The sequence below is a fragment of the Cellulomonas sp. McL0606 genome (assembly GCF_058248365.1).
This window is the reverse complement of sequence record NZ_CM177779.1, coordinates 1,045,046-1,071,053: the sequence shown is the minus strand read 5'-3', so window position 1 is coordinate 1,071,053 and position 26,008 is coordinate 1,045,046. Positions and strand designations below refer to the sequence as shown.

The window sequence follows — 26,008 nt, the reverse complement described above, 5'->3', positions numbered from 1 at the left end:
CATCGTTCAGTTCGGCCGCCGAACGGTCGATGAGCACGTCGTGAGGTTCAGCCGCGGTCATGTCGTCGCGACCCTCGTGGGCGCCGTCGCGTTCCTCGCGGGCGGCGCGACCGCCGACGTCTGGGCCCACCACCGCGCCGCCACCCTTCCCGACGACCTGCCGGTCCAGACCCTCACTGCGAGCGTCAACCTGCCGTTCGCGGTCCAGGCCCTCGCCGTCGGCCGGTGCCCGGCTTACTCCTTCCGTGCCCCGATCTCGGATCCCGGCACGCTCGACGCCACGTCGAACCGCACGTTCCGGCTGACGGCCAAACCGCTCCAGGCGCTCTTCGTCACCTGCCTGCCCGATGCAGGCAGGTCGGCGGAGGCGGTCGTGGCGGACCACCTGGCCCATCCCGTCGTCGAAGGGGCGACGATCGTCGACGGGCCGGTGCTCGTCCACAGCGCCTTCGGCGACGCGTACCGGATCGACACCCGCCTCGGCACGACGACCCTCCGGGAGTGGTTCACCGACCACGACGGCGTCGTGGTCGGTGTCGGCCTCATGTACGCCGACGGTGCCGAGACCTCGGTGACCTCGGCCACGGTCGAGTCGATGCTCACCAGCTGGTCGTGGGACGTGGCCCCGGTCGCCGGCTGACGTCACACGGCCGGTCCTGCTCGTCCGAGCCGACGCTCACCCCGTCACGCGAGGCGTGGCACGGCCCTCACGTCCCGCCGTAGCGCGCGACGAACGCCTCGAGGATCCGGGCCGGCTCCGACACGACCGCGCTGCGGACCCTCGCGACGACCTCGTCGTACTCCTTCGACCGGTAGTACCCGTAGTCGCGGTAGACGCCGATGCGCGTCGTGATCCCCTCGAGGTCGAGCTCGGGGTGGAACTGCGTGGCGTACAGGTTCTCGCGCACCCGGAACATCTGCACCGGGCAGGTGGCCGACGACGCCAGGAGCACGGCGTGGGGCGGCAGCACGCGGCACGCCTCCTTGTGCCCGACGAAGGCGTCGAACGACGACGGGAGCCCGTGGAGCAGCGGGTCCGCCCGACCCTCGTCGGTGAGCGTGATGGTCACGGCGCTGATGGGTTCGGCGTAGGTCCGGTCGATCACGGCGCCCTGGTGGAGACCGAGCGTCCCGACGCCGTAGCAGGCTCCCAGGAACGGGAAGTCGCGGTCGACGATGTCGTCCAGCAGCGTCGACATCTCCGCCTCGACCCGCCGCTGGGCTGACGACTTGTCCTGCTCCGGCGTGCTCGCGTCGTACGGGCTGCCGCCGACGATGACGCCCGAGTACCGCTCCAGCGACACCGGCAGGAACGGCGCGGCCTCCATCCGGACACGCTCGAGCTCGTCGGGCCGCAGCCGTGCGAACCGCAGGAACGCCGCGTGCTCACCGTCCGCGGCGAGGTCCTCGGCGCGCGAGCTGAGCAGCAGGAACGGCTTCATCGGGCCCCCGTCGCCACCCGGCTCGCGTCGTCAGGGCCGAGCATCCAGCGGATCAGGCGGGTCACGGTTCCACCGGCCGCGCGGGCCCCCGCCCGCCCGACGGCGCCGGGGTGCCGGATACCGAGCTGCTCGCACGCCCACATCGGCAGTGAGGCGACCGCCGCGCGGGCCAGAGAGACATACGCAGGCCGCAGGGTCCACGGAACAGGGGGATCGTGCAGCAGGAACTCGGCGGCCTCGCGGGCCGCCGCGGACGGGCCCAGGACGGGCCGGAACTCGCGCAGCGCCACGGCGAGGCCGGTCACGGACGTCGGCACGCGCTCGGCGCCCAGTGCGATCGCGACGCGCGCGGCCTGGGCGACGTACCGGTCCGCGTCGACCGCGTCGATCGGGCGCTGCCCATACCGGCGGTAGGCGCGCAGGAAGCTGTCCACCTCGGCGACGTGGACCCACCGCAGGAGCGCAGGATCGGCCGCCGCGTACGCCACGCCCTCCGGCGTGACACCGCTGATGCGCTCGTGCACCGATCGGACCCGGTCGATCGCCGCCTGCGCGTCGTCGGCCGTGCCGAACGTGGTGACCGCCAGGAACGTGCTGGTCCGCGCCAGCCGACCCCACGGGTCGCCCTTGTAGCCGGAGTGCGCGGCGACTGCGGCCATGGCCGCGGGATGCAGGGACTGCAGGAGCAGGGCGCGCATGCCGCCGACGAACATCGACGCGTCGCCGTGGACCGTTCGGATCGGTGAACCCGGCAGGAACCAGCGTGGACCGGGCGTGAGGTGGATCCGGTCGCGCTGAGCCAGGCCGTCGGGTCCCGCGACACGCAGGAAGAGCTGGGTGCCGGCCTTGTCCCGCACGCTCGAGAGGCTGGTTGCCACAGGTCCACCTCTCGCCGACGGGTCGCAGCGGCCGACCCGCTCCGAGGCTCGATGCTAGGTCGCCGTCGGCCCGGGCGCGCGGGTGCGGGGCGCCGCCCCTCCCCTGGCTTCCCACCGCGGGTACGGGACACTGGGCCATGCCCGCACCCACGCTCACGCACATCGGCGGTCCGACGCTGCTCATCGAGCTCGACGGCTGGCGTCTCCTGACCGACCCGACGTTCGAGGCACCGGGCCGCCGCTACCACTTCGGCTACGGCGCCCGCGCCCGCAAGGTCACGGGTCCGGCGCTGCAGCCCGCCGACCTGGGCACGGTCGACGCCGTGCTGCTCTCGCACGACCAGCACGCCGACAACCTCGACGACGCGGGGCGTGCGTTCCTGCCGTCGGCGGGGCGCGTCGTGACGACGGCCTCGGGTGCGAGGCGCCTCGGCGGCGGGACGGTCGGCCTGCTCGCGGGCGAGACGACGGTCCTCGAGGCTCCCGGTCGCCCGACCCTCACCATCACCGCGACCCCCGGCCGCCACGGCCCGACGTTCATCCACCAGATCGTCGGGGACGTCATCGGTTTCGCGATCACGGTCGACGGGTCGGACGCGACGGCGGTCTGGATCTCGGGCGACACGGTCCTGTACGACGGACTGCGCGACGCGATCGACGCCATGGACGTCGACGTCGCGGTCCTCCACCTCGGGGCGGTCACGTTCGGCGTCACCGGTCCGGTGCGGTTCACGCTCGACACGACCGAGGCCGTCGCCGTGGTGGACCTGCTTCGCCCGCGGGTCGTCGTGCCGGTCCACTACGAGGGCTGGTCGCACTTCCGCGAGAACCGCGACGTGTTCGAGCCCGCGCTGGCCGCGACCGGCGCCGACGTCCGCTGGCTCACCCCGGGCGAGGCCACCGAGGTCGGCTGACCAGACCGCCGGTCCGTGCTCGTCGGAGGGACCCGACCTCAGGTCTCGGCGCGCACCTTCTCGACCCCGCGGTTGGCCAGCTCGTCGGCCCGCTCGTTGCCGGGGTCCCCCGCGTGCCCCTTGACCCACACCCACCGCACGCTGTGCCGGGCGAGCTCGGCGTCGAGGGCCTGCCACAGATCCTGGTTCTTGACCGGCTTGTTGCCCCCGGTCCGCCACCCGTTGCGCTTCCACCCGACCAGCCACGAGGTCACGCCGTTCATGACGTACTGCGAGTCGACATGCAGGGTGACGTCGCACGGGCGGGTCAGGGCGCGCATCCCCTCGATCACCGCCGTGAGCTCCATGCGGTTGTTGGTGGTCAGCGCCTCTCCGCCGAACAGCTCGCGCTCGTGCTCGCCGTAGCGCATCCACGCGCCCCACCCGCCGACACCCGGGTTGCCCTTGCAGGCGCCGTCGGTCCACATCTCCACCGTCGGGCGCTCGGTCACGGCCCACACCCTAGAACCTCATGGGACCATCGACCCACGATGAGCACCCCCACGCTGGCCGAACGCATCCCGGCCGACCCGAACGATCCCGACGCGCTGTACGAGGCCTTCACCGGCTGGGCCGACGACCAGGGGCTGACGCTCTACCCGCACCAGGACGAGGCACTGCTCGAGCTGGTCACCGGCGCGCACGTGATCCTGTCGACACCCACGGGTTCCGGGAAGTCGCTGGTGGCCGTCGCGGCGCACTTCGTCGCCCTGGCCCAGGGCCGCCGCACGTACTACACGGCACCGCTCAAGGCGCTCGTCAGCGAGAAGTTCTTCGCCCTGGTCGAGGCGTTCGGGTCGGCCAACGTCGGCATGATGACGGGCGACTCGGCGGTGAACCCTGGTGCGCCGATCATCTGCTGCACGGCCGAGATCCTGGCCAACGTGGCGCTGCGCGAGGGCGACGACGCGGACGTCGGCCAGGTGGTCATGGACGAGTTCCACTTCTACTCCGACCCGCAGCGCGGCTGGGCGTGGCAGGTGCCGCTGCTGGAGCTCTCGACAGTCCAGTTCGTGCTCATGTCCGCGACGCTCGGCGACGTCGCCTTCTTCGCGGAGGACCTGACCCGACGGACGCACCAGCCCGTGGCCGTCATCGCGAACGCCGAACGGCCCGTGCCGCTGATCTTCGACTACGTGATCGAGCCGCTGCACGAGCTCCTCGACGAGCTGGTCAAGACGCGGCGAGCCCCGGTCTACGTCGTGCACTTCACGCAGAAGGAGGCCGTCGAGCGCGCGCAGTCGTTGCTGTCCACGCCGCTGGCCAGCCGCGAGCAGCGGGACCGGATCGGCGACGAGATCGCGGGCTTCCGGTTCGGCCCGGGGTTCGGCAAGACCCTGAACCGGCTGCTGCGGCACGGGGTGGGGGTGCACCACGCGGGGATGCTGCCCAAGTACCGCCGGGTGGTCGAGCGGCTCACGCAGAAGGGGCTGCTGCCGGTCGTCTGCGGGACGGACACGCTCGGCGTCGGCATCAACGTGCCCATCCGCACCGTCCTGCTCACCAGCCTGGTCAAGTACGACGGCGTCCGGATGCGGCACCTGTCCGCGCGCGAGTTCCACCAGATCGCCGGGCGGGCTGGGCGTGCCGGCTTCGACACCGTCGGCGAGGTGATCGTCCTGGCGCCCGAGCACGTGATCGAGAACCGCAAGCTGCTCGAGCGCGCCGGCGACGACCCGAAGAAGCTCAAGAAGATCGTCCGCAAGAAGGCGCCCGAAGGGCACGTCAACTGGACGGACAAGACGTTCGAGCGCCTGCGCGACGCCCCGCCCGAGCCGTTGACCAGCAGCTTCGCGGTGTCGCACGCCATGGTGCTCAATGTCCTGGCGCGGGAGGGCGACCCGGTCGCGGCGATGACCAAGCTGCTCACCGACAACCACGAGCCGGCCGGCGCCCAGGGCCGGCACGTCCGTCGGGCCATCGCCGTCTACCGCTCGCTCAAGGCCGCCGGGGTCATCGAGCGCCCGTGGATCGTCGACCAGGACGGGCACCGCCACCGCGGCCTGCGCCTGACCACCGACCTGCCGCCCAACTTCGCGCTCAACCAGGCGCTGTCGCCCTTCGCGTACGCGGCGCTCGACCTGCTCGACCAGGCGGACCCGTCCTACGGGCACGACGTCGTCTCCGTGATCGAGTCGACCCTCGACGACCCCCGCCAGGTGCTGGCGGCGCAGGAGAACAGGGCGCGCGGCGAGGCCGTGGCGGCGATGAAGGCCGACGGCATCGAGTACGACGAGCGCATGGCGCTGCTCGAGGGCGTCACGTACCCCAAGCCGCTCGCGGAGCTGCTCGAGGCCATGTTCGTCACGTACCGCCAGACCAACCCGTGGGTGGCCGACCTCGCGCTGTCCCCCAAGTCGGTGGTCCGCGACATGCACGAGCGGGCCATGAGCTTCGCCGAGTACGTGGCCTACTACCAGCTGGACCGCACCGAGGGCGTGCTGCTGCGCTACCTCGCGGACGCCTACCGGGCGCTGCGCCAGACGGTCCCCGAGGACGCGCGGACCGAGGAGCTGTGGGAGCTCATCGAGTGGCTGGGCGACCTGGTCAGGCGCACCGACTCGAGCCTGCTCGACGAGTGGGAGCGGCTGTCCAACCCGCTCGACGAGCACGGCGCGGACGCGCCCGGCGGTCTGGACGAGGACGTCCCCGAGCCCATCTCGGCCAACCCGCGCGTGTTCCGCGCGCTGGTCCGCGGCGCATTGTTCCGCCGAGTAGAGCTGGCGGCCCGGGAGTTCTACGGCGGGCTCGCGGCACTCGGTGACGTGGACGACGACGGCGAACCGTGGACGGTGGACCGGTGGCGCGACGCGCTGGACCCGTTCTACGACGACCACGACGAGATCCTCACCGGCTCGCCCGCGCGCGGGCCGGCGCTGTTCCAGGTCACGCCGGGACGCAGCACGTGGACCGTCCGCCAGCTTCTCGACGACCCGCAGGGCGACCACGACTGGCGCATCGACGCCGTGGTCGACCTCGCCGGTTCCGACGAGACCAGCGAGGTCCAGCTGCGCATCACGGCCGTCGGACCGTTGTGACAGGCTGGTCGTCGTGTCCAAGAACGTGGCCAAGCACGCACCCACCGGAACCCCCGCGCTCGTCGCCCTGACCGCCGCCGGCGTCGAGCACACGGCGCACACGTACGAGCACGACCCGGCCTCCATGCTCGGCTACGGCCTCGAGGCGGCCGCGGCCATCGGCGTCCCGCCCGAGCAGGTGTTCAAGACCCTCATGACCAGCGTGGACGGCACGCTCACGGTCGCGGTCGTGCCGGTGACCGGCCAGCTCGATCTCAAGGCCCTGGCGCACGCGGTCGACGGCAAGAAGGCCGCCCTGGCCGACCGGCTCGACGCCGAACGGGCCACCGGCTACGTCGTCGGCGGGATCTCGCCGCTCGGCCAGCGCAGCGCACACCCGACGGTGATCGACGAGACGGCCTGGCTGTTCGACACGGTCTTCGTCTCGGGGGGCCGACGGGGCCTCGACGTCGAGCTGTCCCCCGACGACCTGGTCCGGCTCACAGGCGCGACCGTCGCGGACATCGCGCGGGCCTGATGGCCACCTTCGAGGACGTCGCCGCCGCCGCGCTGGCGCTGCCCGAGACGACCCAGGAGGGGCACGTCTGGTCGGTGCGCGGCAAGGTCGTCGTCAAGGCGCGCGGGTTGCGGCCCGCGGACCTCAAGGCGCTCGGCGACGCCGTGCCCGAGGGGCCGGTCCTCATGGTGCACACCGGCACGCTCGTCGCCAAGGACGAGCTGCTGGCCCGGCGGCCCGACGCGTACTTCGTCACGCCGCACTTCCACGGCTATCCGGCGGTGCTGGTCCGGCTCGACGTCATCGACGTCGAGGAGTGACGGACGTGATCGTCGAGGCGTGGCTGCTGGCGGCGCCGAAGACGGTGGGCGCCCGCTGGCTCGCGGAGCACCCCGACGGGCCCTAGTGCCCGTAGGCCGCCATCGCCCGGTCCGACGGGACGATCTGCTTGCCCAGCGGGACCAGCGAGATCGGCACCATCTTCCAGTTGGCCAGCGCGAGCGGTATCCCGATGATGGTGATCGCCTCGAGGATGCCCGTGACGATGTGCATCAGCGCGAGCCACCAGCCCGCCACGATGATCCAGATGACGTTCCCGATCACGGACCACGCGCCGGCGGTCGGCTTGTCGACGACCGTGCGCCCGAACGGCCACAGCGCATAGCTCGCCATCCGGAACGACGCGATGCCGAACGGGATGGTGACGATGAGGATGCAGCACAGCACGCCCGCGAACACGTAGCCCAGCGCGAGCCAGAAGCCTGCGAGCACCAGCCAGATCAGGTTCAGCAGCGTCTTCACAGGTCCAGGGTGCACCACGACGGCCGGATAGGGTGCGTGCCATGACCGTCGACCCCGGCACGTCGGCCGGCACGGTGGCCGACCGGCTCGCCCGCCTGCGGGCCCGGATCGCCGCCGCCGAGAGCGCCGCCGGACGCACCCCCGGATCGGTGCGGCTCCTGCTGGCCACCAAGACGCAGGACGCGGAGACGGTCCGCGCCGCCCTGGTCGCCGATGCCGGGCAGCCGGTCCTCGTCGGCGAGAACCGGGTCCAGGAGCTCGTGGCCAAGGGGCCGTTGTTCCGGGACCTGCACGTCCCGACCCACCTCATCGGCCCGCTGCAGTCGAACAAGGTCACCGCCGCACTGCGCTGGGCGTCCTGCATCGAGTCGGTCGCCTCGCTCGGCCTGGCGCAACGACTGGCGGCGCGCGCCGGCGGCCTGGAGGTGTACGTGCAGGTCAACGTCTCCGGAGAGCCGACGAAGCACGGCGTCGCCCCGGCACAGGCGGTCGACCTCGCTGGCGCGATCACGGCGCTCGACGGGCTGCGGCTGGGCGGCTTCATGACGGTGGGCGCCAACTCCCCCGACGCGGACGTCGTGCGCGGCGGCTACGCGCTCCTGCGCAGCATCCGCGACGAGGTCGTCGCCGCGGGCGTTCCCGGCGCGCGCGCTGTCGATGGGCATGAGCGGCGACCTCGAGTCTCGCGATCGCGGAGGGGGCGACCATCGTGCGGGTGGGCAGCGCCGTGTTCGGGGCGCGGCCGGCCTGAGGTCAGGAGCCGGGCCGGCGCCCCGCCCGACCACCCCCGCGCAGCACGACGACCCGCGTGGCCGCCGACCGTGCGCTGCTGGCGCGACGGCGCGCGTTCGCCAGCTCGCGGGCGTGCAGCAGGCTCATGCGACGGAACTCGCGGTCCAGGCCGGCGTACGCGGTCATCTGCTGCTCCTTCGTCGGGGAAGTCACCGGGCAGTCGCAAGGAAGGAGGACCGGGACGCCCACCAGATACGTCAAGGTCGCTTGACACCGATCGGACTGTCAAGCATCCTTGTCATGTCAAGGCACCTTGACATGCGGCTACGGAGGCACCAGGTGACCGGCACGCTCGACGCCCTGCAGGAGCTCGACCTGCCCGCGGTCACCGCGGTGGCCCTCGTCGCCGCGGCGCTCGCGCTCGTAGCGCTCGAACCGGTGACCGGACGCCGCGCCTACCGCCGCTTCCTCTCGCACCTGGACGGCGACCCGGAGCATCGGCGGGCGGTCCGGGTCCGCTTCTACCGCCGCTGGACGCGGCAGGGCTGGATCCTCGGCCTCGCCGTCGTGGCCCTGGTGGTCGTGCTGCCGGGCGTCTCGCTCCGCGAGCTCGGGCTGCGGCTCCCCGTGCTCGCGCGCTCCCCCGGCGCTGACAGCGCGCTGGCGATCCTCCTCGGCGCCGCGATCGGTCTCGCCGTGGTCGCGATCGCGGCCTTCGTCCTGCGCCGCCGGCTTCCCGGGGTCCGGCGCACCCCGGCGCCGGCGCACCCCATGCACCCGGTGTCGTCGGCCGACCGACGCGGCTGGGCGTGGCTCTCCCTGAGCGCGGGGGTCACCGAGGAGGTCACCTACCGCGGACTCGTCGTGCTGGCCCTCGCGACGGTGCTCCGCGGCGCCGCGCCGGTCGTCGTGATCGTCGCCGCAGGCGCGCTGTTCGGCCTCGCGCACTGGTACCAGGGCGGCCTCGGGATGCTCGCCTCAGGCGCACTCGGTGCCGTGCTCGCCGGCCTCTACCTGTCCACCGGCAGCCTCGTCATCCCGATGGTCCTGCACGTCCTGATCGACCTGGCCGTACTCGCCCGCATCGCTGTGGCACCGACGCCCGAGTCGGTGCAACCCGCATGAGGAACGAGATCCGTCGGCTCCGCGAGGCGTCGGGCCTCTCCCAGGCCGCGCTCGCCGAGGCCCTCGCGGTGTCCCGGCAGACGGTGAACTCCCTGGAGACCGGCCGCTACGACCCGTCCCTCCCGCTCGCCTTCGCCATCGCGCACCACTTCGACCGCACCATCGAGGAGATCTTCCACGTCGACCGGTGAGTCGCGCCGTCCTCTGCGAGCGGCCGTGCCCCTGCTGGCGGCCGGGCTCCGCGGTCCTCGCTCTGTCGGCCTAATTCCTGGCGATCGGTGAACCCGACACCGCCGCCGGCGCCGTCGTCGGCGGGCTGCTGTTCCTGGTGCTCGCCGGTGTCGCCCTGTGGCGGTCCTGGCGACGGCCCGGGTCGACCGGCACCGCTAGCCGGACCCTCGCCGGCCAGCCGGACGAGCGAGACCGGGCGATCGTCGCCGGCGCGTTCGCCTGGGCGGCCATCGCGGCCGTCGTCGCGATCGGCGTCGCGACGGTTGCGGTGACCTTCGGCGCCGATCCCCTGGCTGTGGTCCAGCTGACCGTGCTCGTGGTCTACGCCACGCTGATCGGCGCGTTCGTGGTGCTCAGCCGCCGCACCTGACGCGAAGATGAGCACGTGGCCGACGACAGAAGGTTCCCCCGCTGGGTCTATGGCGTGGGCACGGAGCCCGACGCCCGGTTCTCGCTGGCCAACGAGCGCACGTTCCTGGCCTGGATCCGGACGTCGCTCGCCCTGCTGGCGGGCGGCGTGGCGCTCGAGGCGCTCGACCTGCCCATCGAGGAGCACCTGCGGTTCTCGGCGGCGATCGTCCTGGTGGTCGTCGGGCTCGTCGCGCCGGTGACCGCGTGGATCGGCTGGGCGCAGGCCGAACGAGCGGTCCGGCTCGGCACGCCCCTCCCTGCGCCGTCCCCGTTCGGGCTCCTGGTCGTCGGCGTGTGCGTGGCGGGCCTCCTGGTGCTGATCGGGCTGGCGACGGCATGAGCGAGACCGTCGGCGACGACGGGCACGACGCCGGCGGCACCGACCTGCGCGACGACCAGGCCACCGGGCTGGCGGCCGAGCGGACGCACCTGGCCTGGCGCCGGACCGCGCTGGGTCTGACCGCCGGGGGCGTGGCCGCGGCCCACGTCCTGCAGACGTTCGCCGGAGCGGCCGCCTGGAGCATCGCGGGGATCGGCGCCATCGTCGCCGCGGCGCTCGCGATCACGTCGAAGCGCCGCAGCACCCGTCGCGACGACCAGGGCGTCGGCGGGCGTCTCGTCGCGGTCTGCGCGTGCGGGCTGGTCCTGCTCGGCATCGGCGCGCTCGGCTTCGTCCTGCTGCACGGCGCCTACGCACCAGCTCCGACGCACCGTGGCCTTCGGGCCGGCCACCAGGCTCGCCGCCGGGACGTCGTCGGCCACGACCGCACCGGCGGCGATCACGGCGTCGCGACCGATCGTGACGCCCGGCAGGATCGTCGCGCCCGCTCCGATCCACACGTTCTCGGCCACGTCGATGGGTGCGCCCGTGAGGTACAGCCGACGCTCCGCGGGGTCGACGGGATGCCCTCCGGTGATGAACGTGACCTTGGGCCCGACCATGACGCGCTCCGCGAGCCGGATCCCGGAGTAGTCGAGGAACGCGCAGCCCTGGTTGATGAACACACGCTCGGCCAGGTCCAGGTTCAGCCCGTGGTCCGTGTAGAAGGGCGGGTAGATCGTCGTGCGCGCGGGCAGCGGCCGCCCCAGGATCTGCTCGAAGAGGGCGGCCTTGCCCGCGTCGTCGTCGAAGGGCAGGACGTTCAGGCGCGAGGTGAAGCTCGGTGACGCGCAGCACCCGCTCGGCCATGGCCTGGAACTCGGGGCCGTGGATGAGCATGAGGCGGTCACCGGGCATCCCCCGATCCTCTTCCGGGTCGTTCGCACGCGCGCCGAGACACGCCCTAGGGCACGCGAGCGGTCCAGGCCGGGTCGCCGAACTTCGTCTCGACCAGCTCACCCGCCCGCGCGAGCTCCTCGGGCCGAAGCGCGCCGTCGACGGTGGGGTACTGCCGCCGGAAGTGCGCCACGAAGGCGTCGATGACCGCTTCGCGCGGCAGCTGCGTCTGGGACCGAACGGGGTCGACCCGCTTGTTCGCGCTCGCGGTGCCCTTGTCCGAGAGCTTCTCGCGCCCGATCCGCAGCACCTGGAGCATCTTGTCGGCGTCGATGTCGTAGGACATCGTCACGTGGTGCAGGACCGCACCGCCGACCACCCGCTTCTGCGCCGAGCCGGCCAGCTTGCCCGCCGGCGAGGAGATGTCGTTCAGCCCGGAGAGCGTCGCCCGGACGCCCACGTCCGCGAGCGCGCCCAGCACCCACTGGTTCAGGAACGTGTACGACTCCTCGAACGTCATCCCGTCGACCAGCGAGGCGGGCACCACCATCGAGAACGTGATGCAGTTGCCCGCCTCCATGAACATCGCACCCCCACCGGAGATCCGACGGACCACGGTGATGCCGTAGGCCTGCGCCGCGGCCAGGTCGACCTCGTTCCGCAGCGACTGGAACGACCCGATGATCACGGCGGGCTCCACCCACTCCCAGAACCGCAGCGTGGGCCCGCGCCGGCCGGCGGCGAGCTCCTCGGTGAGCACCTGGTCCAGCGCGGCGTGCAGCGCGGGCGGCAGCGGTCCCGGGTGGAGCAGCTCGAACGTGTGGTCGCTCCAGACCGTCGAGTAGCCGAGCGCGCGCCGGACCGAGATCGCGACGGCGCGCGCGTCGAACCCGACCATCGTGACCGGCCCGGGGAACCACTGCAGGGCCTCGGTCACGCTCTGCGCGAGGACGCTGGCGCCCGCGTCGACGGGGAGCCCCTCGAGCGCCCCGGACAACACCTCCAGGGCTTCGTCCGGCTCGAGGAAGAAGTCGCCGCTCACGCTCACGTGCCGCAGGAACCCGTCCACCACGTCGAGGTCGACCGCGACGAGCTGCCGCCCGGAATCTTGTACTCACCATGCACGCTGAGAGCCTAGGCGAGCGCCTACCCGAGCGCGCGGACCGCCAGCTGTGCGCGGCCCTGCACCATCGCGGACAGCGACTCGGGACCGCCCAACGTGGTCAGGGCGGTCTCCGGCGGCGCCGTCGAGAAGGCCTGCGCCGTCCACGAGACGATGGTGTTGCCGACGAGCATCTGGCCCTCGTACCCGGGGATCGTCGCCCCGCCGACGGTCCGGTCGATCTGGAGCACGATCGACGGGTACACCCCCTGGCCCTCGATCGCCGGCTGGGCGGTCCACTGCGCACCTTCGACCCCGTTGCTGACCTCGCGATAGGTCGGGCACGCGTCGATCGTCGTCACCAGCTCCCGGAACGCCTCCCGCGCCGCGGGCGGGTCGGGCAGGACGGTCAGGTCCTGCTGGAAGTCCATCGTGTCGTTGCCCCACTTGCGCGCGTCGTAGAACGCCGGCTGGGCGGCGACGACGGTCACGGCGAGGGTGCACGTGTCGGGTTCGACGGCCGTCGCTGGGGGCAGCCCCCACGGCAGCTCACCGGACGTCAGCTGCTCCGTCACCCCGGACTTCGCCGCGGGCACGTCGGCGACGAGGTCCGAGGCCGTCACGAACAGGCCGAGGCTCGTCGTCGCGTCGAACACCACGTCGGACCCGGGCGGCGCGACGGAGACCGAGGGCGTCGGGGACGGCTCGGGCGCGGGCGTCGTCGGGCTCTGGGTCGCGGCGCCGGTGGGGTTCGGCTCCGTCTGGACCGACCACGGCTCGGCCACCAGCAGCACGAGGACCGCGAGCGCGCCGACCGCCGCGACGAGCCACCACCACCCGCGAGCCGACGATCGGCCTCGACCCTCGGACCCCGACGGGTCGGACGAGAGCGGGTCGGACACCGCCGCCACCTTCCGCCGGACCGGCCACCGGGTCGCGACCGTCAGGTCCCGAGGTTAGGCGGCGTGGCTGTGCAGCGCAGGGATGAAGTTCAGCGCGGCGCGATGCCGTGGTGGTAGAGGCCCCAGATGGCCGAGTCGGTCAGTGCCTCCCACGACGCCTCGAGCAGGTTGGGGCCCACGCCGACCGTGCTCCAGACGTCCTTGCCGTCGCTCATCTCGATGAGCACCCGCGTGATCGCGTCGGTGCCGTAGTTCGAGTCGAGGATGCGCACCTTGAAGTCGATCAGCTCGAACGTCTCGAGCTCGGGGTACACCCGCAGCAGCGCCTGACGCAGAGCGTGGTCCAGCGCGTTGACCGGTCCGACGCCCTCGCCCGTGCTGACGATCCGCTCGCCGCCGGCGTGCAGCTTGACGGTGGCCTCCGCTGTGGCAGGGGTCCCCCGGGGTCCGCGGCGCTCGACGATGGCGCGCCACGACTCGACGGCGAAGTACTGGGTGCGCTGCCCGTTGAGCTCCTCGAGCAGCAGCAGCTCGAACGACGCGTCGGCCGCCTCGTACGTGTAGCCGTTGGCCTCGGCGTCCTTGACACGGTCCGTGACCCGGCCGAGCACCTCGGGCCGGTCGGCCAGGTCGAAGCCCAGCTCACGACCCTTGAGCTCGATGGACGCGCGACCGGCCATGTCCGAGATGAGCATCCGCATGTCGTTGCCCACCGCTGCCGGATCGGTGTGCTGGTACAGGTCCGGGTCGACCCGGATCGCGGACGCGTGCAGCCCCGCCTTGTGCGCGAACGCGCTGGCCCCCACGTAGGGCGAGCGCGCGAACGGCGAGATGTTCGTGATCTCGCTGATCGCGTGCGCGATGCGGGTCAGGTCCCGCAGTCCGCCCGGGCGTCCCTCGCTCGTCTTGAGCACGGGCAGGTCGTACTTCCAGCTCCAGGTTGGCGACGACGGCCAGCAGGTCGGCGTTCCCGGTGCGCTCGCCGTACCCGTTGACGGTGCCCTGCACGTGGGTGCAGCCGGCCTCGACCGCGGCGAGCGTGTTGGCCACGGCGCAGCCCGAGTCGTTGTGCGCGTGCATGCCGAGGATCGCGCCCGGACCGACGGCGTCGCGGATCTCGTGCACGATCTGGGTCACCCACGCCGGCACCATCCCGCCGTTGGTGTCGCACAGGGCCACCACCTCGGCGCCCGCCTCGAACCCGGCCAGGACGGCCGCCCGCGAGTAGGCCGCGTCGAAGCGGTAGCCGTCGAAGAAGTGCTCCGCGTCGACGACGACCCGGCGCCCCTCGCGCACGAGGAACGCGACCGTGTCCGCGATCATCGCGATGTTCTCCTCGCCCGTCGTGCGCAGCGCGCGCTCGGCGTGCCGCAGGTCGTGCTTGGCGACGATGGCCACGACGGGCGCCTCGGAGTCGACCAGGGCCCGCACCTGCGGGTCGTCGACCGCGCGCGTACCGGCCTTGCGCGTGCTGCCGAACGCCGCGAGCTCGGCGTTGCGGAAGTCGAGCCTTCCTTGGCCGCACGCTTGAAGAACTCGGTGTCCTTGGGCACCGCACCCGGCCAGCCGCCCTCGATGAAGCCGACCCCGAGCTCGTCGAGCAGCGGCGCGATCAGCAGCTTGTCGGCGACCGAGAGGTTCATGCCCTCCTGCTGGGCGCCGTCGCGCAGGGTCGTGTCGTAGACCTGGAACGAGTTCAGTGCGGGGACGGACACGATGTGCTCTCTTCGGTGCGGCTACGGACGGACTGGGTGCTTCACCTACGAACGTTCACCTGCGACGTCGGTGCTGCTGCTCTTCACGGCCCGGCGGGGTGTGCCGGTGCAGTCGACGGTAGCCGGGGCGGGGGTGGTGCCTCGACCAACAAAAAGACCCCCCGGGGTACGGGAGGTCTGCGCGTCAGCGGGTGTGCCGACGCGCTACTCGATAATGAGGGTGGTGCTGTTCACCCTCGCATCGTGGCACACGTCACGTGCCGCGGTCACGCGTTCCACCCCTTGGACACACGGTCCACGCGCCGACCAGTCGATCGCGTGCCGGATCGCACGGGTCTGTCCGCTCGTGGCTAGCGTGGGGTCATGCGGCCGACCGGCCGCACGTGGGACGAGATCCAGGAGACCGTATGTCGATCCCCAACCCGCCGCCCGATCGCCAGTCGGCCTATCAGCCTCAGCCGGGCCAGCCAGCGGCATCGGTCCCGCCGCACCTCGCGGCCCCCACGACGCCCCAGCCCGTGGTGCCGGCGCCCCAGCCGGTCGCACCCGCACCGTTGCCCCCGGCGGTGGAGCCGGTGGCAGTCGCCTACCCGGTCCCTGTGGCGCCGCCGAGATCCACCGCTCCGTCCGTCGACAACGGTCGCTACTGGGCCGGTGTCGCTGCGACCGCCGTCGTCGCCGCGCTCGTCGGGCTCGTGGGCGTGGTGATCCTCGATCAGATCATCAAGATCAACCTGCTGATCAAAGACCTGTTCGGCACGGACTCGGAGGCCGCCGCCTACATCGTCGGCGGCATCCTGTGCGCCGTCGTCGCGGGTGCCCTCCTGCAGCTGCTCGTGATGACCACACCTCGACCGCGTGCGTTCTTCGGCTGGATCATGTTCCTGGCGCTGGTGGTCGCGGCCCTCATCCCGCTCACGTGGGGCGGCACGACCAAGCAGGCAGTGGCGACCGGCCTGCTCAACCTGATCATCGGCATCGCGATCTGGTCGCTGCTGTCCGGCGTGCTCGCCCGCACGCTGCGGCCCGGCAGCGTCGTCGAGTAGCTCGCCTGCGCACGGCCGGACGGCCGGTCACCCATCGTCGGGTGACCGGCCGTCTCGCTGTGCGGCTCTACGCCAGCTGGTGGAGCCAGCCGTGCCGGTCGGCCGCGCGGCCGTACTGGATGTCGGTCAGCTCGGCACGGATGCGCGTCGTGATCGGACCGGCCGTGCCGTCGCCGACGGTCAGGTCGAACCCCTCGCCCGCGAGCCGGCCGATCGGCGTCATCACCGCGGCGGTCCCGCAGGCGAACACCTCGCTGACGCTGCCGTCGGCGAGCCCGGCCTTGAGCTCGGCCAGCGTGATCGGGCGCTCGGAGACCTCGTGCCCGGCGTCGGTGAGCAGGCGCAGGATCGAGGAGCGGGTGACGCCCTCGAGGATCGAGCCCGAGACCGGCGGCGTCGCGACGCTGCCGTCGGCGTACACGACGCAGACGTTCATCCCGCCGAGCTCTTCCAGGTAGGTGTTGGTCGACGCGTCCAGGAAGCACACCTGCTCGAAGCCCTTGGCGTAGGCCTCCTGCTGCGGGAGCAGGCTCGCGGCGTAGTTGCCGCCGCACTTGGCGCCGCCCGTGCCACCCGCGCCGGCGCGGTGGTAGTCCTCGGCGACCCAGATGGACACGGGCCGGACCCCGCCGGCGAAGTACGGGCCGACGGGCGACGCGATGACCAGGAACTCGGCCTCGAGCGAGGGCCGCACGCCGAGGAAGCTTCTCCGAGGCGTACATGAACGGTCGCAGGTACAGGCTCGTCTCCTCGCCGCCGGGCACCCAGGCCACGTCGGTCGCGACGAGGGCCTGGATGGCACCGAGGAAGTCGGCCTCGCTCAGCGGGGGGAGCGCGAGGCGGTGGGCCGACCTGGCGAACCGCGCGGCGTTGGACTGCGGACGGAACGTCCAGACCGAGCCGTCGGGGTGCTTGTACGCCTTGAGACCCTCGAAGATCTCCTGCGCGTAGTGCAGGACGGCCGTGGCCGGGTCCATCTGCAGCGGGCCGTACTTCTCGACGCGCCGGTTCGACCAGCCGGTCTCCTGCGAGTACGAGATGCGGGCCATGTGTTCGGTGAACACGGTGCCGAACTTCGGCGCGGCCAGCGCTGCCTCGCGCTGCGCGTCGGGGACGGGTGTGTCGGTCCGCGTGATCTCGAATGTGTCGGCGGACGTGGGTGTTGCCAGGGTGCTCATGATCGGGGGCCTTTCACCAGAGTCGGAAACGACGGTACCGGTGAGGACGGCCGGGTGTCTCTGCGCAGGACTAGCCGGCGATGCGCGCGGCGAGGTCCTTGCCCACCTCGGCCGTCGAACGTACTCGCGTGTGTGAGTCCTGGCCCTTGCGGTCCGCGATGTCGTCGGCGACGGCCTGCTCGACGCGGGCGGCCGCATCCGTCAGGCCGAGGTGCTCGAGCAGCAGCGCGACCGACAGCACCGTGGCCGTCGGGTCGGCCTTGCCCTGGCCCGCGATGTCGGGGGCCGAGCCGTGCACGGGCTCGAACATGCTGGGCGCGGTGCGGTCCGGGTTGATGTTGGCCGACGCCGCCAGTCCGATGCCGCCGGTGATGGCCGCGGCGAGGTCCGTGAGGATGTCGCCGAACAGGTTGTCGGTGACGATCACGTCGAACCGCGACGGGTTGGTGACCAGGAAGATCGTCGCCGCGTCCACGTGCAGGTAGTCGACGGTGACGTCGGGGAACTCCGCGTTCACGGCCTCGACCGTGCGGCGCCACAGGTGGCCGGCGTGCACCAGGACGTTGTGCTTGTGCACCAGCGTCAGCTTCTTGCGCGGGCGGGCCGCGGCACGGGCGAACGCGTCGCGGACCACGCGCTCCACGCCGAACGCCGTGTTCACGCTGACCTCGTTGGCCACCTCGTGCGGCGTGCCGACGCGGATGGCGCCGCCGTTGCCCACGTACGGACCCTCGGTGCCCTCACGGACCACCACGAAGTCGATCTCGCCGGGGTCGCCGAGCGGCGACGTCACGCCGGGGTACAGGCGGCTCGGGCGCAGGTTGACGTAGTGGTCCAGCGCGAAGCGGAAGCTTGAGCAGCAGCCCCCGTTCGAGCACGCCCGACGGGACGCTCGGGTCGCCGATGGCACCCAGCAGGATCGCGTCGTGCCCGCGGATCGCGTCGAGGTCGGTGTCGGTCAGCGTCTCGCCGGTCGCGTGCCAGCGGCGCGCGCCCAGGTCGAAGTCGGTCGTCGACACCGTGACCGGGCCGCCGTGCAGCGCCGTGTCGAGCGCCAGGAGACCCTGCTCGACCACCTCGGTGCCGATGCCGTCCCCCGCCACGACGGCGAGGTTGATGTGCTGGGCAGCAGAGGTGTCGACCATGGATCGAGCCTAACCCCCGTCCCACGGCTCGGGACGGGCGTCTCAAATTGTGGCAGGGGTCAGTCGACGGCCGGCGTCGGACCGCTGGTGGGGTAGATGATCTCGAACCGCTCCAGGACCACCTCGGAGGCCGACGTGAACGCGTCCCCGAGCACCGCCCCGAACGACGCCTCGTGCTCGGCGACCCACGACTCCAGCGACGCGTCGGGGCCACCCTCGGCGGCCGCGTGCTCGCCGGAGACCTCGTCGAACCGGACGACCTCGACCTCGGTGGTCCGCAGGACCGCCCGGGGCTCACCGTTCGCGTCCGTGACGATCGAGAGGTCGCCGACGCGGGGCACCTCGATACCCTCGCCCTGCAGCTGCGCGAGGAGGGTCGCGGTGCCGGACTTGGTGCCGTCGAGCACGCGGCCGAGGAAGCTCGTCGGCCTCTGCACCGTCGCCGTACGACCAGGACGGCGGCGGCACGACGTCGTCCGGGGTGCCGCCCATGACCGCGTCCATCTTGCCGAGCCCGACGTGACCGCGGGCGGCCTGCCAGAACGCCGAGATCCGCAGATCCTCGACCTCCCCGACCGTGCCCTGCGTCGGTGCCTGCTCGTCGGTCATCGTCGTCCCTCCGTCGTCGGTGCACCCATCCTTGCGCACGCGCCCGACCGACCCTAACCGCCCGACCACATGCGCGCGCACGCCACACGCGCCGCCGTCGGAGCGGTCCGCCCGGCGACGCACTCAGCGGGGGGTGGAACGCCGAACGGCACCGCGGGCCAGGCCGGCGGTGCCGTTCGGGGTGGTGCGTGGACCGGTCAGCGCGCGGCGCTGCCCTCGACGTAGTCGGAGTCCGACGGCTTGACCCAGGCGAACAGCTTGCGCAGCTCGCGGCCGACGGGCTCGATCGGGTGGTTCTGACCCTTCTCGCGCAGGGCCTTGAACTCCGGGGCGCCGGCGTCCTGGTCGGCGATGAACCGGTCGGCGAACGCCCCCGACTGGATGTCGGCCAGCACGGCCTGCATGTTGGCCTTCACGTCGGGCGTGATGACGCGGGGGCCGGACACGTAGTCGCCGTACTCGGCGGTGTCGGACACCGACCAGCGCTGCTTGGTGATGCCACCCTCGAAGATGAGGTCGACGATCAGCTTCAGCTCGTGCAGGACCTCGAAGTAGGCGACCTCGGGCTGGTAGCCGGCCTCGGTCAGGGTCTCGAAGCCGTACTGGATGAGCTGCGAGACGCCACCGCACAGGACGGCCTGCTCACCGAACAGGTCGGTCTCGGTCTCCTCGGTGAAGGTCGTCTTGATGCCGGCGGCACGCAGCCCGCCGATCGCCTTGGCGTAGGACAGGGCCAGCGGCCACGCCTCGCCCGACGCGTCCTGCTCGACGGCCACGATGACCGGGACGCCACGGCCGTCCACGTACTCGCGGCGCACCAGGTGACCGGGGCCCTTGGGCGCGACCATGATCACGTCGAGGCCGGCCGACGGCTTGATGTAGCCGAAGCGGATGTTGAACCCGTGGCCGAAGACGAGCGCGGCGCCGTCCTTCAGGTTGGGCTCGATCTCCTCGCGGTACACGATCCGCTGGAACTGGTCCGGCGCCAGGATGACGACGACGTCGGCGTCGCGCACGGCGTCGGCGATCGAGGCGACCTTGAGGCCCTGGTTCTCGGCCTTGGCGCGGGACGCCGAGCCCTCGCGAAGGCCGACGGTCACGTCGACGCCGGAGTCGCGCAGGTTGAGGCTGTGCGCGTGCCCCTGGCTGCCGTAGCCGATGACGGCGACCTTCTTGTTGGCGATGACGGACAGGTCGGCATCGTCGTCGTAGAACAGCTCGGCCACGGTGGAATCTCCTCGGTGTGTGGTTCTTCTGCTTGCTTGCTGCTGACGGAAAGGAATGCTCAGGCGGATCTTCAGGCAGACCTGTTGACCCGCTCCAGGGCGCGGTCGGTGATGGAGCGCGAGCCGCGCCCGATCGCCACCGTGCCGGACTGCACGATCTCGCGGATCCCGAACGGCTCCAGGGCGGCGAGCAGGGCATCGAGCTTGCCGGGGCCGCCGGTCGCCTCGATGACGACGGTGTCCGGCACGACGTCGACGACGTGCGCGCGGAAGAGCTGGACGACCTCGAGCACGCTGGTGCGCTGCGTGGTGTCGGCCTTGACCTTGACCAGCATGGGCTCGCGCTGCACGGAGGCGGCGTCCTCGAGCTCGACGATCTTGATGACGTTGATCAGCTTGTTCAGCTGCTTGGTCACCTGCTCGAGCGGGTGCTCGTCGACGTCGACGACCACCGTGATGCGCGAGATCTCGTCGTGCTCGGTAGGACCGACCGCGAGGGAGTGGATGTTGAAGGACCGTCGCGCGAACAGGCCGGCGACGCGCGTGAGCACGCCGGGCTTGTTCTCGACGAGGACCGACAGCGTGTGGCGGTTCATCTCAGTCACTCCTCGCGGTCCCACGCGGGGCTGATCCCACGCGCGTACTGGATGTTGTCGTTGCTCACGCCCGCCGCGACCATCGGCCACACCATCGCGTCGCGCGACACGGTGAAGTCGATGACCACGGGCTGGTCGTTGATCTCGAGGGCGCGCTTGATGGTCGAGTCGACGTCCGCGGCCGTCTCGCAGCGCAGACCCGCACACCCGTAGGCGTCGGCCATCTTCACGAAGTCCGGGATCCGCACCGTGCCGTGCCCGGTGTTCAGGTCGGTGTTGGAGTAGCGGGACTCGTAGAACAGCGTCTGCCACTGGCGGACCATGCCCAGCGACGAGTTGTTGATGATGGCGACCTTGATCGGGATGCCGTTGATCGTGCAGGTGGCGAGCTCCTGGTTGGTCATCTGGAAGCAGCCGTCGCCGTCGATCGCCCACACGGTGCGCGACGGGTCGCCCACCTTGGCCCCCATGGCCGCCGGCACCGCGTAGCCCATGGTGCCGAGGCCGCCGGAGTTCAGCCACGAGTTGGGCCGCTGGTACTTGATGAACTGCGCGGCCCACATCTGGTGCTGGCCGACGCCGGCCGCGAAGATCGACTCCGGCCCGGACAGCTCGCCGATGCGCGAGATGACGTACTGCGGCGACAGGTGGCCGTCGGCCGGCTCGTCGTACCCGAGCGGGAACGTCGCGCGCCACTCGTCGAGCTGGCGCCACCATCCCTCGAGGTCCGGCTTGCCGTGCTGGACGTGCTCGCGGGCGAAGCTCGGGCAGCAGGTCGGCCATGACCTCCTTGAGATCCCCGACGATCGGCACGTCCGCCGTGCGGTTCTTGCCGATCTCCGCGGGGTCGATGTCGGCGTGCACGATGGTCGCGCCGGGCGCGAAGCTCGACAGCAGGCCGGTCACGCGGTCGTCGAACCGGGCGCCGAGCGCCACGATCAGGTCCGCCTTCTGCAGCGCGGCGACGGCCGCGACCGTGCCGTGCATGCCGGGCATGCCCAGGTTCTGCGGGTGCGAGTCCGGCAGGGCGCCGCGGGCCATCAGCGTGGTCACCACCGGGGCGCCGGCGGCCTCGGTCAGCGCCTTGAGCTCGGCGGCCGCGCGTGCCCGGATGACACCTCCCCCGACGTAGAACACCGGCTTGCGCGACGTGGCGATCAGCCGCGCCGCCTCACGGATCTGCTTGGCGTGCGGCTTGGTCACCGGGTGGTAGCCGGGCAGGTTGAGCTCCTGCGGCCACGAGAACGTGGTGCGCGCCTGCATCGCCGACTTCGCGATGTCGACGAGCACCGGACCGGGACGGCCGGTCGAGGCGATGTGGAACGCCTCGGCGATCACGCGTGGGATGTCGTCCGGGTCCGTGACGAGGTAGTTGTGCTTGGTCACCGGGAGCGTGATGCCGACGATGTCGGCCTCCTGGAACGCGTCGGTGCCGATGAGGGAGGCACCCACCTGCCCGGTGATCGCGACCAGCGGCACGGAGTCCATGTGCGCGTCGGCGATGGGGGTCACCAGGTTCGTCGCCCCGGGGCCCGAGGTCGCCATGCAGACGCCCACGCGGCCGGTCGCCGCGGCATAGCCCGCGGCCGCGTGGCCGCCGCCCTGCTCGTGGCGCACCAGGATGTGGCGCAGGCGCGTGGAGTCCATCAGCGGGTCGTACGTGGGCAGGATCGCGCCGCCCGGGATGCCGAAGACGACCTCGGCACCTGCCTCCTCGAGCGAGCGGACGATCGACTGCGCGCCGGTGACCTGCTCGGGCCCGATCGCGCTGGTGGTGGCTGCGGGGAGTCGGGGCGTGGTGACGGCCGCCGTCGTCGGGGCGGAGGTGGGCGTGCGCGGCGGTGCCGGGTGTGGGCCCTGGACCATCGATGTCTCCCTGGGTGCTGCGTTGGTGCTGGCTGGCGATGAACACAGAAAAGCCCCTCGAGCCACGGAACGGGCTGGACGAGGGGCGAGCGCGCTGACGAGGCCTGTGCGGGAGGCTTCAGCCGGCGCGCTCAGGAAGTACTACGACGAGGGTGATGTGCACGGGGACGACAGTACGCCCAGGTCTCGTGCATGTCACGCCACCGGCAGCGCGTCTCACATCGTGGTTCACGTGATCAGTGGGCGGACGGGTCGGCCGGTTCGGGATCCATGTCGAACGCGGGCAGCCCGTCGATGCTGGTGCGGTTCTTGAGCCGGCGGTAGTCCGCCTGACCCTCGACGCCCTTGCGTCCCATGTAGGGCGGCAGCAGGTCGCGCTCGCCGTCCAGGCTCATCAGCGGGACGCCGTACCCGCACGAGTCCGCGACCCGCTCGACGTCCACGACGATCACCGCGCGGGCCCCGGCGGTCGGCGGGAACAGCGCGGACAGCTCGTCGAAGCCCTCGTCGTAGAGCGTGACGAAGCGGCCGCGACCGTGCAGCCGGACGATGTTGGGCGGCCCCTGGAACGCGCAGAACATGATCGTGATGCGGCCGTTCTCGCGCAGGTGCGCGATGGTCTCCGAGCCGCTGGCCGTGATGTCCAGGTAGGCCACCGAGTGCTCGTCGAGCACCACGAAGGTCCCCCCGATCCCCTTGGGCGAGACGTTCACGTGCCCGTCCGGGCCGCTCGGCGCGGTCGCGACGAAGAACATCGGCTGCGCCTCGATGAACGTCCGCAGCCGGCCGTCGATCTTCTCGTGCACCTTGCCCACGACAGCTCCTCCCGGTTGCCTCGAGCCTACGTCCGGCCGTCCACCGGATTCAGGCTGGGCTCACCAGCCGGAACGACGGCAGGCGGCGGCGCCGGACCAGCCACTCGGCGACCACCAGGTTGGGCAGGAAGCAGAGGAACGGGACGGCCGCGTAGGCGTTGGCGAACGCCGCGTCCGCGTCGGCGCCCGACGAGATCCACGGCGACTGCAGCCCCATGAGCAACCCGGTCCAGAGGCGCAGCGTGACGGCGGCGTAGGTCAGCGCGACGTTGCGGATCATCCAGGCCTGGTGGCTCGGCACGTCGCCGCCCCGGATCGCGTGGTAGCCGCGCCAGCCCGTACCGACCCAGAGGATCGCCAGGGTGCCGAACCCGAAGAACCCGACCATCCCCGCGGAGTTGACCGGGGCGAGAGTCAGCGCCGCCACCCCTGCCACCAGCACCGCGACGAGGTACAGGCGGCCGACCGCTCGGTGCACGACCCGGAAGCGGTCGCGCAGGCCTGCCCAGAACTGGACCGGGGCCAGCACCAGCGCGATCCCACCGGCGCCGACGTGGGCGTAGAACACGGCGTGCACCCAGGCGGGCTTGCCCTCGTAGGCGGCGGCGAGGCCGACCTTGTCGCCGGCCAGCTCGTGGAGCGGTGTGGTGAGGTACGGGCTGACCGCGTAGACCGCGATCGCGAGCGACGAGAGCAGGATCCACGTCCAGCCGACCCGGTTGCGCGGAGCCGTGCCGACCGACCGAGCGGTGCGGGGCGGTGCGCCTGTCGTCGTCATGTCTCGACGCTAGGGATCGCCGCAGGTCAGCGTCTGTGGGGCGAACCCACGCGCTAGGACGGTGGCTGACCCCCACGCCGGTAGACGCGCGCCTCCCACGGGCGCAGCGGCGGGGCCGGCGCCGCGTAGTTGGACAGGATCAGCTCGCCCGGGTCGTCGGCGAGCGAGACGTCCTGCGACGACCCGGAGAAGTTGCCGAGGACCGTGAGGGTGACCCCGTCGAACGAGCGCGTGAAGGCGTAGACGTGCTCGTGGTCGGGCAGCAGCATCGTGAAGTCGCCGAGCGCCACGACCGGGTCGTCGTGCCGCAGGGCGACCAGACGGCGGTAGTGGTGGAACACCGAGTCCGGGTCCGCGCGCTCGGCGACGGCGTTGACGACGCCGAAGTTCGCGTTGACGTCGATCCACGGGGTGCCGGTGGTGAAACCGGCGTTCGGGCCGGTCGACCACTGCATCGGGGTGCGGGCGTTGTCACGCCCCATCTCGGCGATGCCCACCATCGACCCCGACTCCGCCACGTGCCGCAGCGTCTCGATGTCGCGGTACTGGTCGAGGCGCGTGAAGTGCGCGTTCGTCATCCCGAGGCTCTCACCCTGGTAGACGTACGGCGTGCCGCGATGCAGGTGCAGGACGGTCGCGAGCATCGTCGCGGACTCTCGTCGGAACCGTCCGTCGTCGCCGAACCGGGACACCACGCGCGGCTGGTCGTGGTTGTCCCAGTAGAGGCTGTTCCAGCCCGTCTCGGCCAGTCCGGTCTGCCAGCGGCCGAACGACGCCTTGAGGTCAGCCAGCCGCAGCGGGTGCACGTCGAACTTGCCTCCCGGACCGTGATCGAGACCGACGTGCTCGAACTGGAACACCATGTCGACCTCGGCGCGCGACGGGTCCGTGAAGTCCCGGGCCTGGTCGACCGTGACGCCCGGCATCTCGCCCACCGTCAGCAACCGGTCCGGACGGCCGGCGAACACCTCCCGGTGCATCTCCGCCAGGAACTCGTGGATCCGCGGGCCGCAGACGTACGACGCCGAACCGTCGGCCCACACGCCGTGGCTCACCGGTCCGTCGGGCAGCGAGACGTCCTTGGAGATCATGTTGATGACGTCCATGCGGAAGCCGTCCACCCCGCGGTCGAGCCACCAGCGCATCATGGCGTAGACGGCCTGCCGGACCTCGTCGTTCTCCCAGTTGAGGTCCGGCTGCTTGCGGGCGAACAGGTGGAGGTAGTACTCGCCGCTCGGCTCGTCCAGCTCCCAGACCGGCCCCGAGAAGAACGAGCCCCAGTTGGTCGGCTCGGCGCCCGGCGCCCCCGCCTCCAGGCCCGCACGGGGCGGGCGCCACCAGTACCAGTCCCGCTTCGGGCTCGTCGGGTCGCGGGACTCGACGAACCACGGGTGCTCGTCGGAGGTGTGGTTCACGACGAGGTCCATGACGAGCTTCATGCCCCGCGCGTGCAGGGCCGTGATCAAGGCGTCGAGGTCGTCCAGCGTGCCGAACATCGGGTCGACCGACTGGTAGTCACTGATGTCGTAGCCGTTGTCGTCCTGCGGGGAGGCGTAGACCGGCGACAGCCAGACGACGTCCACGCCGAGCTCGACGAGGTGGTCGAGGTGCGTCAGGACTCCGGGCAGGTCACCGATCCCGTCACCGTTCGAGTCCGCGAACGACCGCGGGTACACCTGGTAGACGACGGCTCGGGTCCACCACGGC

Annotated in this window: 21 protein-coding genes and 8 pseudogenes; 12 read left to right on the top strand and 17 right to left on the bottom strand. The window is 71.7% G+C overall.

The window, feature by feature from the left end; all coding sequences use genetic code 11:
- Positions 1-40: 40 nt before the first annotated feature.
- Positions 41-640, top strand: a complete 600-nt coding sequence (locus tag AC38ZX_RS05340; RefSeq protein ID WP_491296598.1) for a hypothetical protein — start codon at positions 41-43, stop codon at positions 638-640.
- 67 nt (positions 641-707) lie between these two features.
- Here the strand turns inward: AC38ZX_RS05340 and AC38ZX_RS05335 are convergent, their stop codons facing one another.
- Together AC38ZX_RS05335 and AC38ZX_RS05330 are read right to left on the bottom strand one after the other, a co-directional pair.
- Entirely contained in the window at positions 708-1,442 is a 735-nt protein-coding gene (locus tag AC38ZX_RS05335) for a glutamine amidotransferase (RefSeq protein ID WP_491296597.1), read from the bottom strand.
- A complete protein-coding gene (locus tag AC38ZX_RS05330) occupies positions 1,439-2,320 on the bottom strand; it encodes an oxygenase MpaB family protein (protein ID WP_491296596.1) in 882 nt (293 codons plus the stop codon). Before AC38ZX_RS05330 ends, AC38ZX_RS05335 begins: the two co-directional genes overlap by 4 nt.
- Positions 2,321-2,457: 137 nt before the next feature.
- On the opposite strand from AC38ZX_RS05330, the gene AC38ZX_RS05325 reads away from it, so the two are divergent.
- Positions 2,458-3,234 carry an MBL fold metallo-hydrolase gene (locus AC38ZX_RS05325; protein ID WP_491296595.1) on the top strand — a complete coding sequence of 259 codons (777 nt, stop codon included), beginning with the start codon at positions 2,458-2,460 and terminating at the stop codon, positions 3,232-3,234.
- 38 nt (positions 3,235-3,272) lie between these two features.
- Here the strand turns inward: AC38ZX_RS05325 and rnhA are convergent, their stop codons facing one another.
- Entirely contained in the window at positions 3,273-3,701 is a 429-nt protein-coding gene (gene rnhA, locus AC38ZX_RS05320; protein ID WP_426595882.1) for a ribonuclease HI, read from the bottom strand.
- Positions 3,702-3,764: 63 nt separating this feature from the next.
- Here rnhA and AC38ZX_RS05315 point away from each other — a divergent pair, with 63 nt between their 5' ends.
- From AC38ZX_RS05315 to AC38ZX_RS05305, 3 genes are read left to right on the top strand one after another with little or no spacing between them, the layout of a single operon-like run.
- The gene (locus AC38ZX_RS05315; protein ID WP_491296593.1) at positions 3,765-6,311 is read left to right on the top strand and encodes a DEAD/DEAH box helicase; all 2,547 of its coding nucleotides are present in this window, start codon (positions 3,765-3,767) and stop codon (positions 6,309-6,311) included.
- A 13-nt stretch (positions 6,312-6,324) separates the two neighbouring features.
- The gene (ybaK, locus tag AC38ZX_RS05310; RefSeq protein WP_491296591.1) at positions 6,325-6,828 is read left to right on the top strand and encodes a Cys-tRNA(Pro) deacylase; all 504 of its coding nucleotides are present in this window, start codon (positions 6,325-6,327) and stop codon (positions 6,826-6,828) included.
- Positions 6,828-7,127: an MmcQ/YjbR family DNA-binding protein gene (locus AC38ZX_RS05305; RefSeq protein ID WP_491296590.1), complete on the top strand. Its 300-nt coding sequence runs from the start codon at positions 6,828-6,830 to the stop codon at positions 7,125-7,127. Before ybaK ends, AC38ZX_RS05305 begins: the two co-directional genes overlap by 1 nt.
- Positions 7,128-7,209: 82 nt before the next feature.
- On the opposite strand, the gene AC38ZX_RS05300 is transcribed toward AC38ZX_RS05305, so the two are convergent.
- Positions 7,210-7,608, bottom strand: coding sequence for a YccF domain-containing protein (locus AC38ZX_RS05300; RefSeq protein ID WP_491296589.1), 399 nt, complete (start codon positions 7,606-7,608; stop codon positions 7,210-7,212).
- 41 nt (positions 7,609-7,649) lie between these two features.
- On the opposite strand from AC38ZX_RS05300, the gene AC38ZX_RS05295 reads away from it, so the two are divergent.
- The 6 genes and pseudogenes from AC38ZX_RS05295 to AC38ZX_RS05270 all read left to right on the top strand — a co-directional run.
- Positions 7,650-8,657: a YggS family pyridoxal phosphate enzyme gene (locus tag AC38ZX_RS05295; RefSeq protein ID WP_491296587.1), complete on the top strand. Its 1,008-nt coding sequence runs from the start codon at positions 7,650-7,652 to the stop codon at positions 8,655-8,657.
- 22 nt (positions 8,658-8,679) lie between these two features.
- The gene (locus AC38ZX_RS05290) at positions 8,680-9,465 is read left to right on the top strand and encodes a CPBP family intramembrane glutamic endopeptidase (RefSeq protein WP_491296586.1); all 786 of its coding nucleotides are present in this window, start codon (positions 8,680-8,682) and stop codon (positions 9,463-9,465) included.
- Positions 9,462-9,656: a helix-turn-helix transcriptional regulator gene (locus AC38ZX_RS05285; protein ID WP_491296584.1), complete on the top strand. Its 195-nt coding sequence runs from the start codon at positions 9,462-9,464 to the stop codon at positions 9,654-9,656. Before AC38ZX_RS05290 ends, AC38ZX_RS05285 begins: the two co-directional genes overlap by 4 nt.
- Positions 9,657-9,793: 137 nt before the next feature.
- Positions 9,794-10,066 carry a hypothetical protein gene (locus AC38ZX_RS05280; protein WP_491296583.1) on the top strand — a complete coding sequence of 91 codons (273 nt, stop codon included), beginning with the start codon at positions 9,794-9,796 and terminating at the stop codon, positions 10,064-10,066.
- Positions 10,067-10,081: 15 nt separating this feature from the next.
- Positions 10,082-10,447: a YidH family protein gene (locus AC38ZX_RS05275; RefSeq protein ID WP_491296582.1), complete on the top strand. Its 366-nt coding sequence runs from the start codon at positions 10,082-10,084 to the stop codon at positions 10,445-10,447.
- A pseudogene (locus tag AC38ZX_RS05270) lies at positions 10,444-10,638 on the top strand (DUF202 domain-containing protein); the annotation flags it as partial. The gene AC38ZX_RS05275 and the pseudogene AC38ZX_RS05270, both read left to right, overlap by 4 nt.
- 264 nt (positions 10,639-10,902) lie before the next feature.
- On the opposite strand, the pseudogene AC38ZX_RS05265 reads toward AC38ZX_RS05270, so the two are convergent.
- From AC38ZX_RS05265 to cimA, 4 genes and pseudogenes are all read right to left on the bottom strand, one after another.
- Positions 10,903-11,049, bottom strand: a pseudogene (locus tag AC38ZX_RS05265) (sugar O-acetyltransferase); the annotation flags it as partial.
- Between the two features lie 341 nt (positions 11,050-11,390).
- Positions 11,391-12,448 (bottom strand): annotated as a pseudogene (gene lplB / locus AC38ZX_RS05260) (lipoate-protein ligase small subunit).
- Positions 12,449-12,469: 21 nt separating this feature from the next.
- Positions 12,470-13,327 carry a hypothetical protein gene (locus tag AC38ZX_RS05255; RefSeq protein WP_491296581.1) on the bottom strand — a complete coding sequence of 286 codons (858 nt, stop codon included), beginning with the start codon at positions 13,325-13,327 and terminating at the stop codon, positions 12,470-12,472.
- Between the two features lie 89 nt (positions 13,328-13,416).
- Positions 13,417-14,970 (bottom strand): annotated as a pseudogene (gene cimA / locus AC38ZX_RS05250) (citramalate synthase).
- A 479-nt stretch (positions 14,971-15,449) separates the two neighbouring features.
- Here cimA and AC38ZX_RS05245 point away from each other — a divergent pair.
- On the top strand, positions 15,450-16,088 hold the full coding sequence (locus AC38ZX_RS05245) for a DUF6069 family protein (protein ID WP_426594822.1): 639 nt from the start codon (positions 15,450-15,452) through the stop codon (positions 16,086-16,088).
- 67 nt (positions 16,089-16,155) lie between these two features.
- Here AC38ZX_RS05245 and AC38ZX_RS05240 read toward each other — a convergent pair.
- The 9 genes and pseudogenes from AC38ZX_RS05240 to AC38ZX_RS05200 all read right to left on the bottom strand — a co-directional run bounded on the left by AC38ZX_RS05240 (position 16,156) and on the right by AC38ZX_RS05200 (position 25,977).
- Positions 16,156-17,266: pseudogene (locus AC38ZX_RS05240) on the bottom strand (branched-chain amino acid aminotransferase).
- A gap of 70 nt (positions 17,267-17,336) precedes the next feature.
- Positions 17,337-18,411 (bottom strand): annotated as a pseudogene (locus AC38ZX_RS05235) (3-isopropylmalate dehydrogenase).
- A gap of 59 nt (positions 18,412-18,470) precedes the next feature.
- Complete coding sequence (locus AC38ZX_RS05230) at positions 18,471-18,848, bottom strand: ASCH domain-containing protein (RefSeq protein WP_491296580.1); 378 nt, start codon at positions 18,846-18,848, stop codon at positions 18,471-18,473.
- 369 nt (positions 18,849-19,217) lie between these two features.
- Positions 19,218-20,303: a ketol-acid reductoisomerase gene (ilvC, locus tag AC38ZX_RS05225; protein ID WP_491297308.1), complete on the bottom strand. Its 1,086-nt coding sequence runs from the start codon at positions 20,301-20,303 to the stop codon at positions 19,218-19,220.
- Positions 20,304-20,317: 14 nt separating this feature from the next.
- Positions 20,318-20,779, bottom strand: a pseudogene (ilvN, locus tag AC38ZX_RS05220) (acetolactate synthase small subunit); the annotation flags it as partial.
- Between the two features lie 68 nt (positions 20,780-20,847).
- A pseudogene (locus AC38ZX_RS05215) lies at positions 20,848-22,708 on the bottom strand (acetolactate synthase large subunit).
- A 236-nt stretch (positions 22,709-22,944) separates the two neighbouring features.
- On the bottom strand, positions 22,945-23,523 hold the full coding sequence (locus tag AC38ZX_RS05210) for a pyridoxamine 5'-phosphate oxidase family protein (RefSeq protein ID WP_491296579.1): 579 nt from the start codon (positions 23,521-23,523) through the stop codon (positions 22,945-22,947).
- A gap of 49 nt (positions 23,524-23,572) precedes the next feature.
- Positions 23,573-24,301 carry a DUF2306 domain-containing protein gene (locus tag AC38ZX_RS05205; protein ID WP_426594810.1) on the bottom strand — a complete coding sequence of 243 codons (729 nt, stop codon included), beginning with the start codon at positions 24,299-24,301 and terminating at the stop codon, positions 23,573-23,575.
- 53 nt (positions 24,302-24,354) lie between these two features.
- Positions 24,355-25,977: a glycoside hydrolase family 13 protein gene (locus AC38ZX_RS05200; protein WP_491296577.1), complete on the bottom strand. Its 1,623-nt coding sequence runs from the start codon at positions 25,975-25,977 to the stop codon at positions 24,355-24,357.
- Positions 25,978-26,008 lie beyond the last annotated feature (31 nt).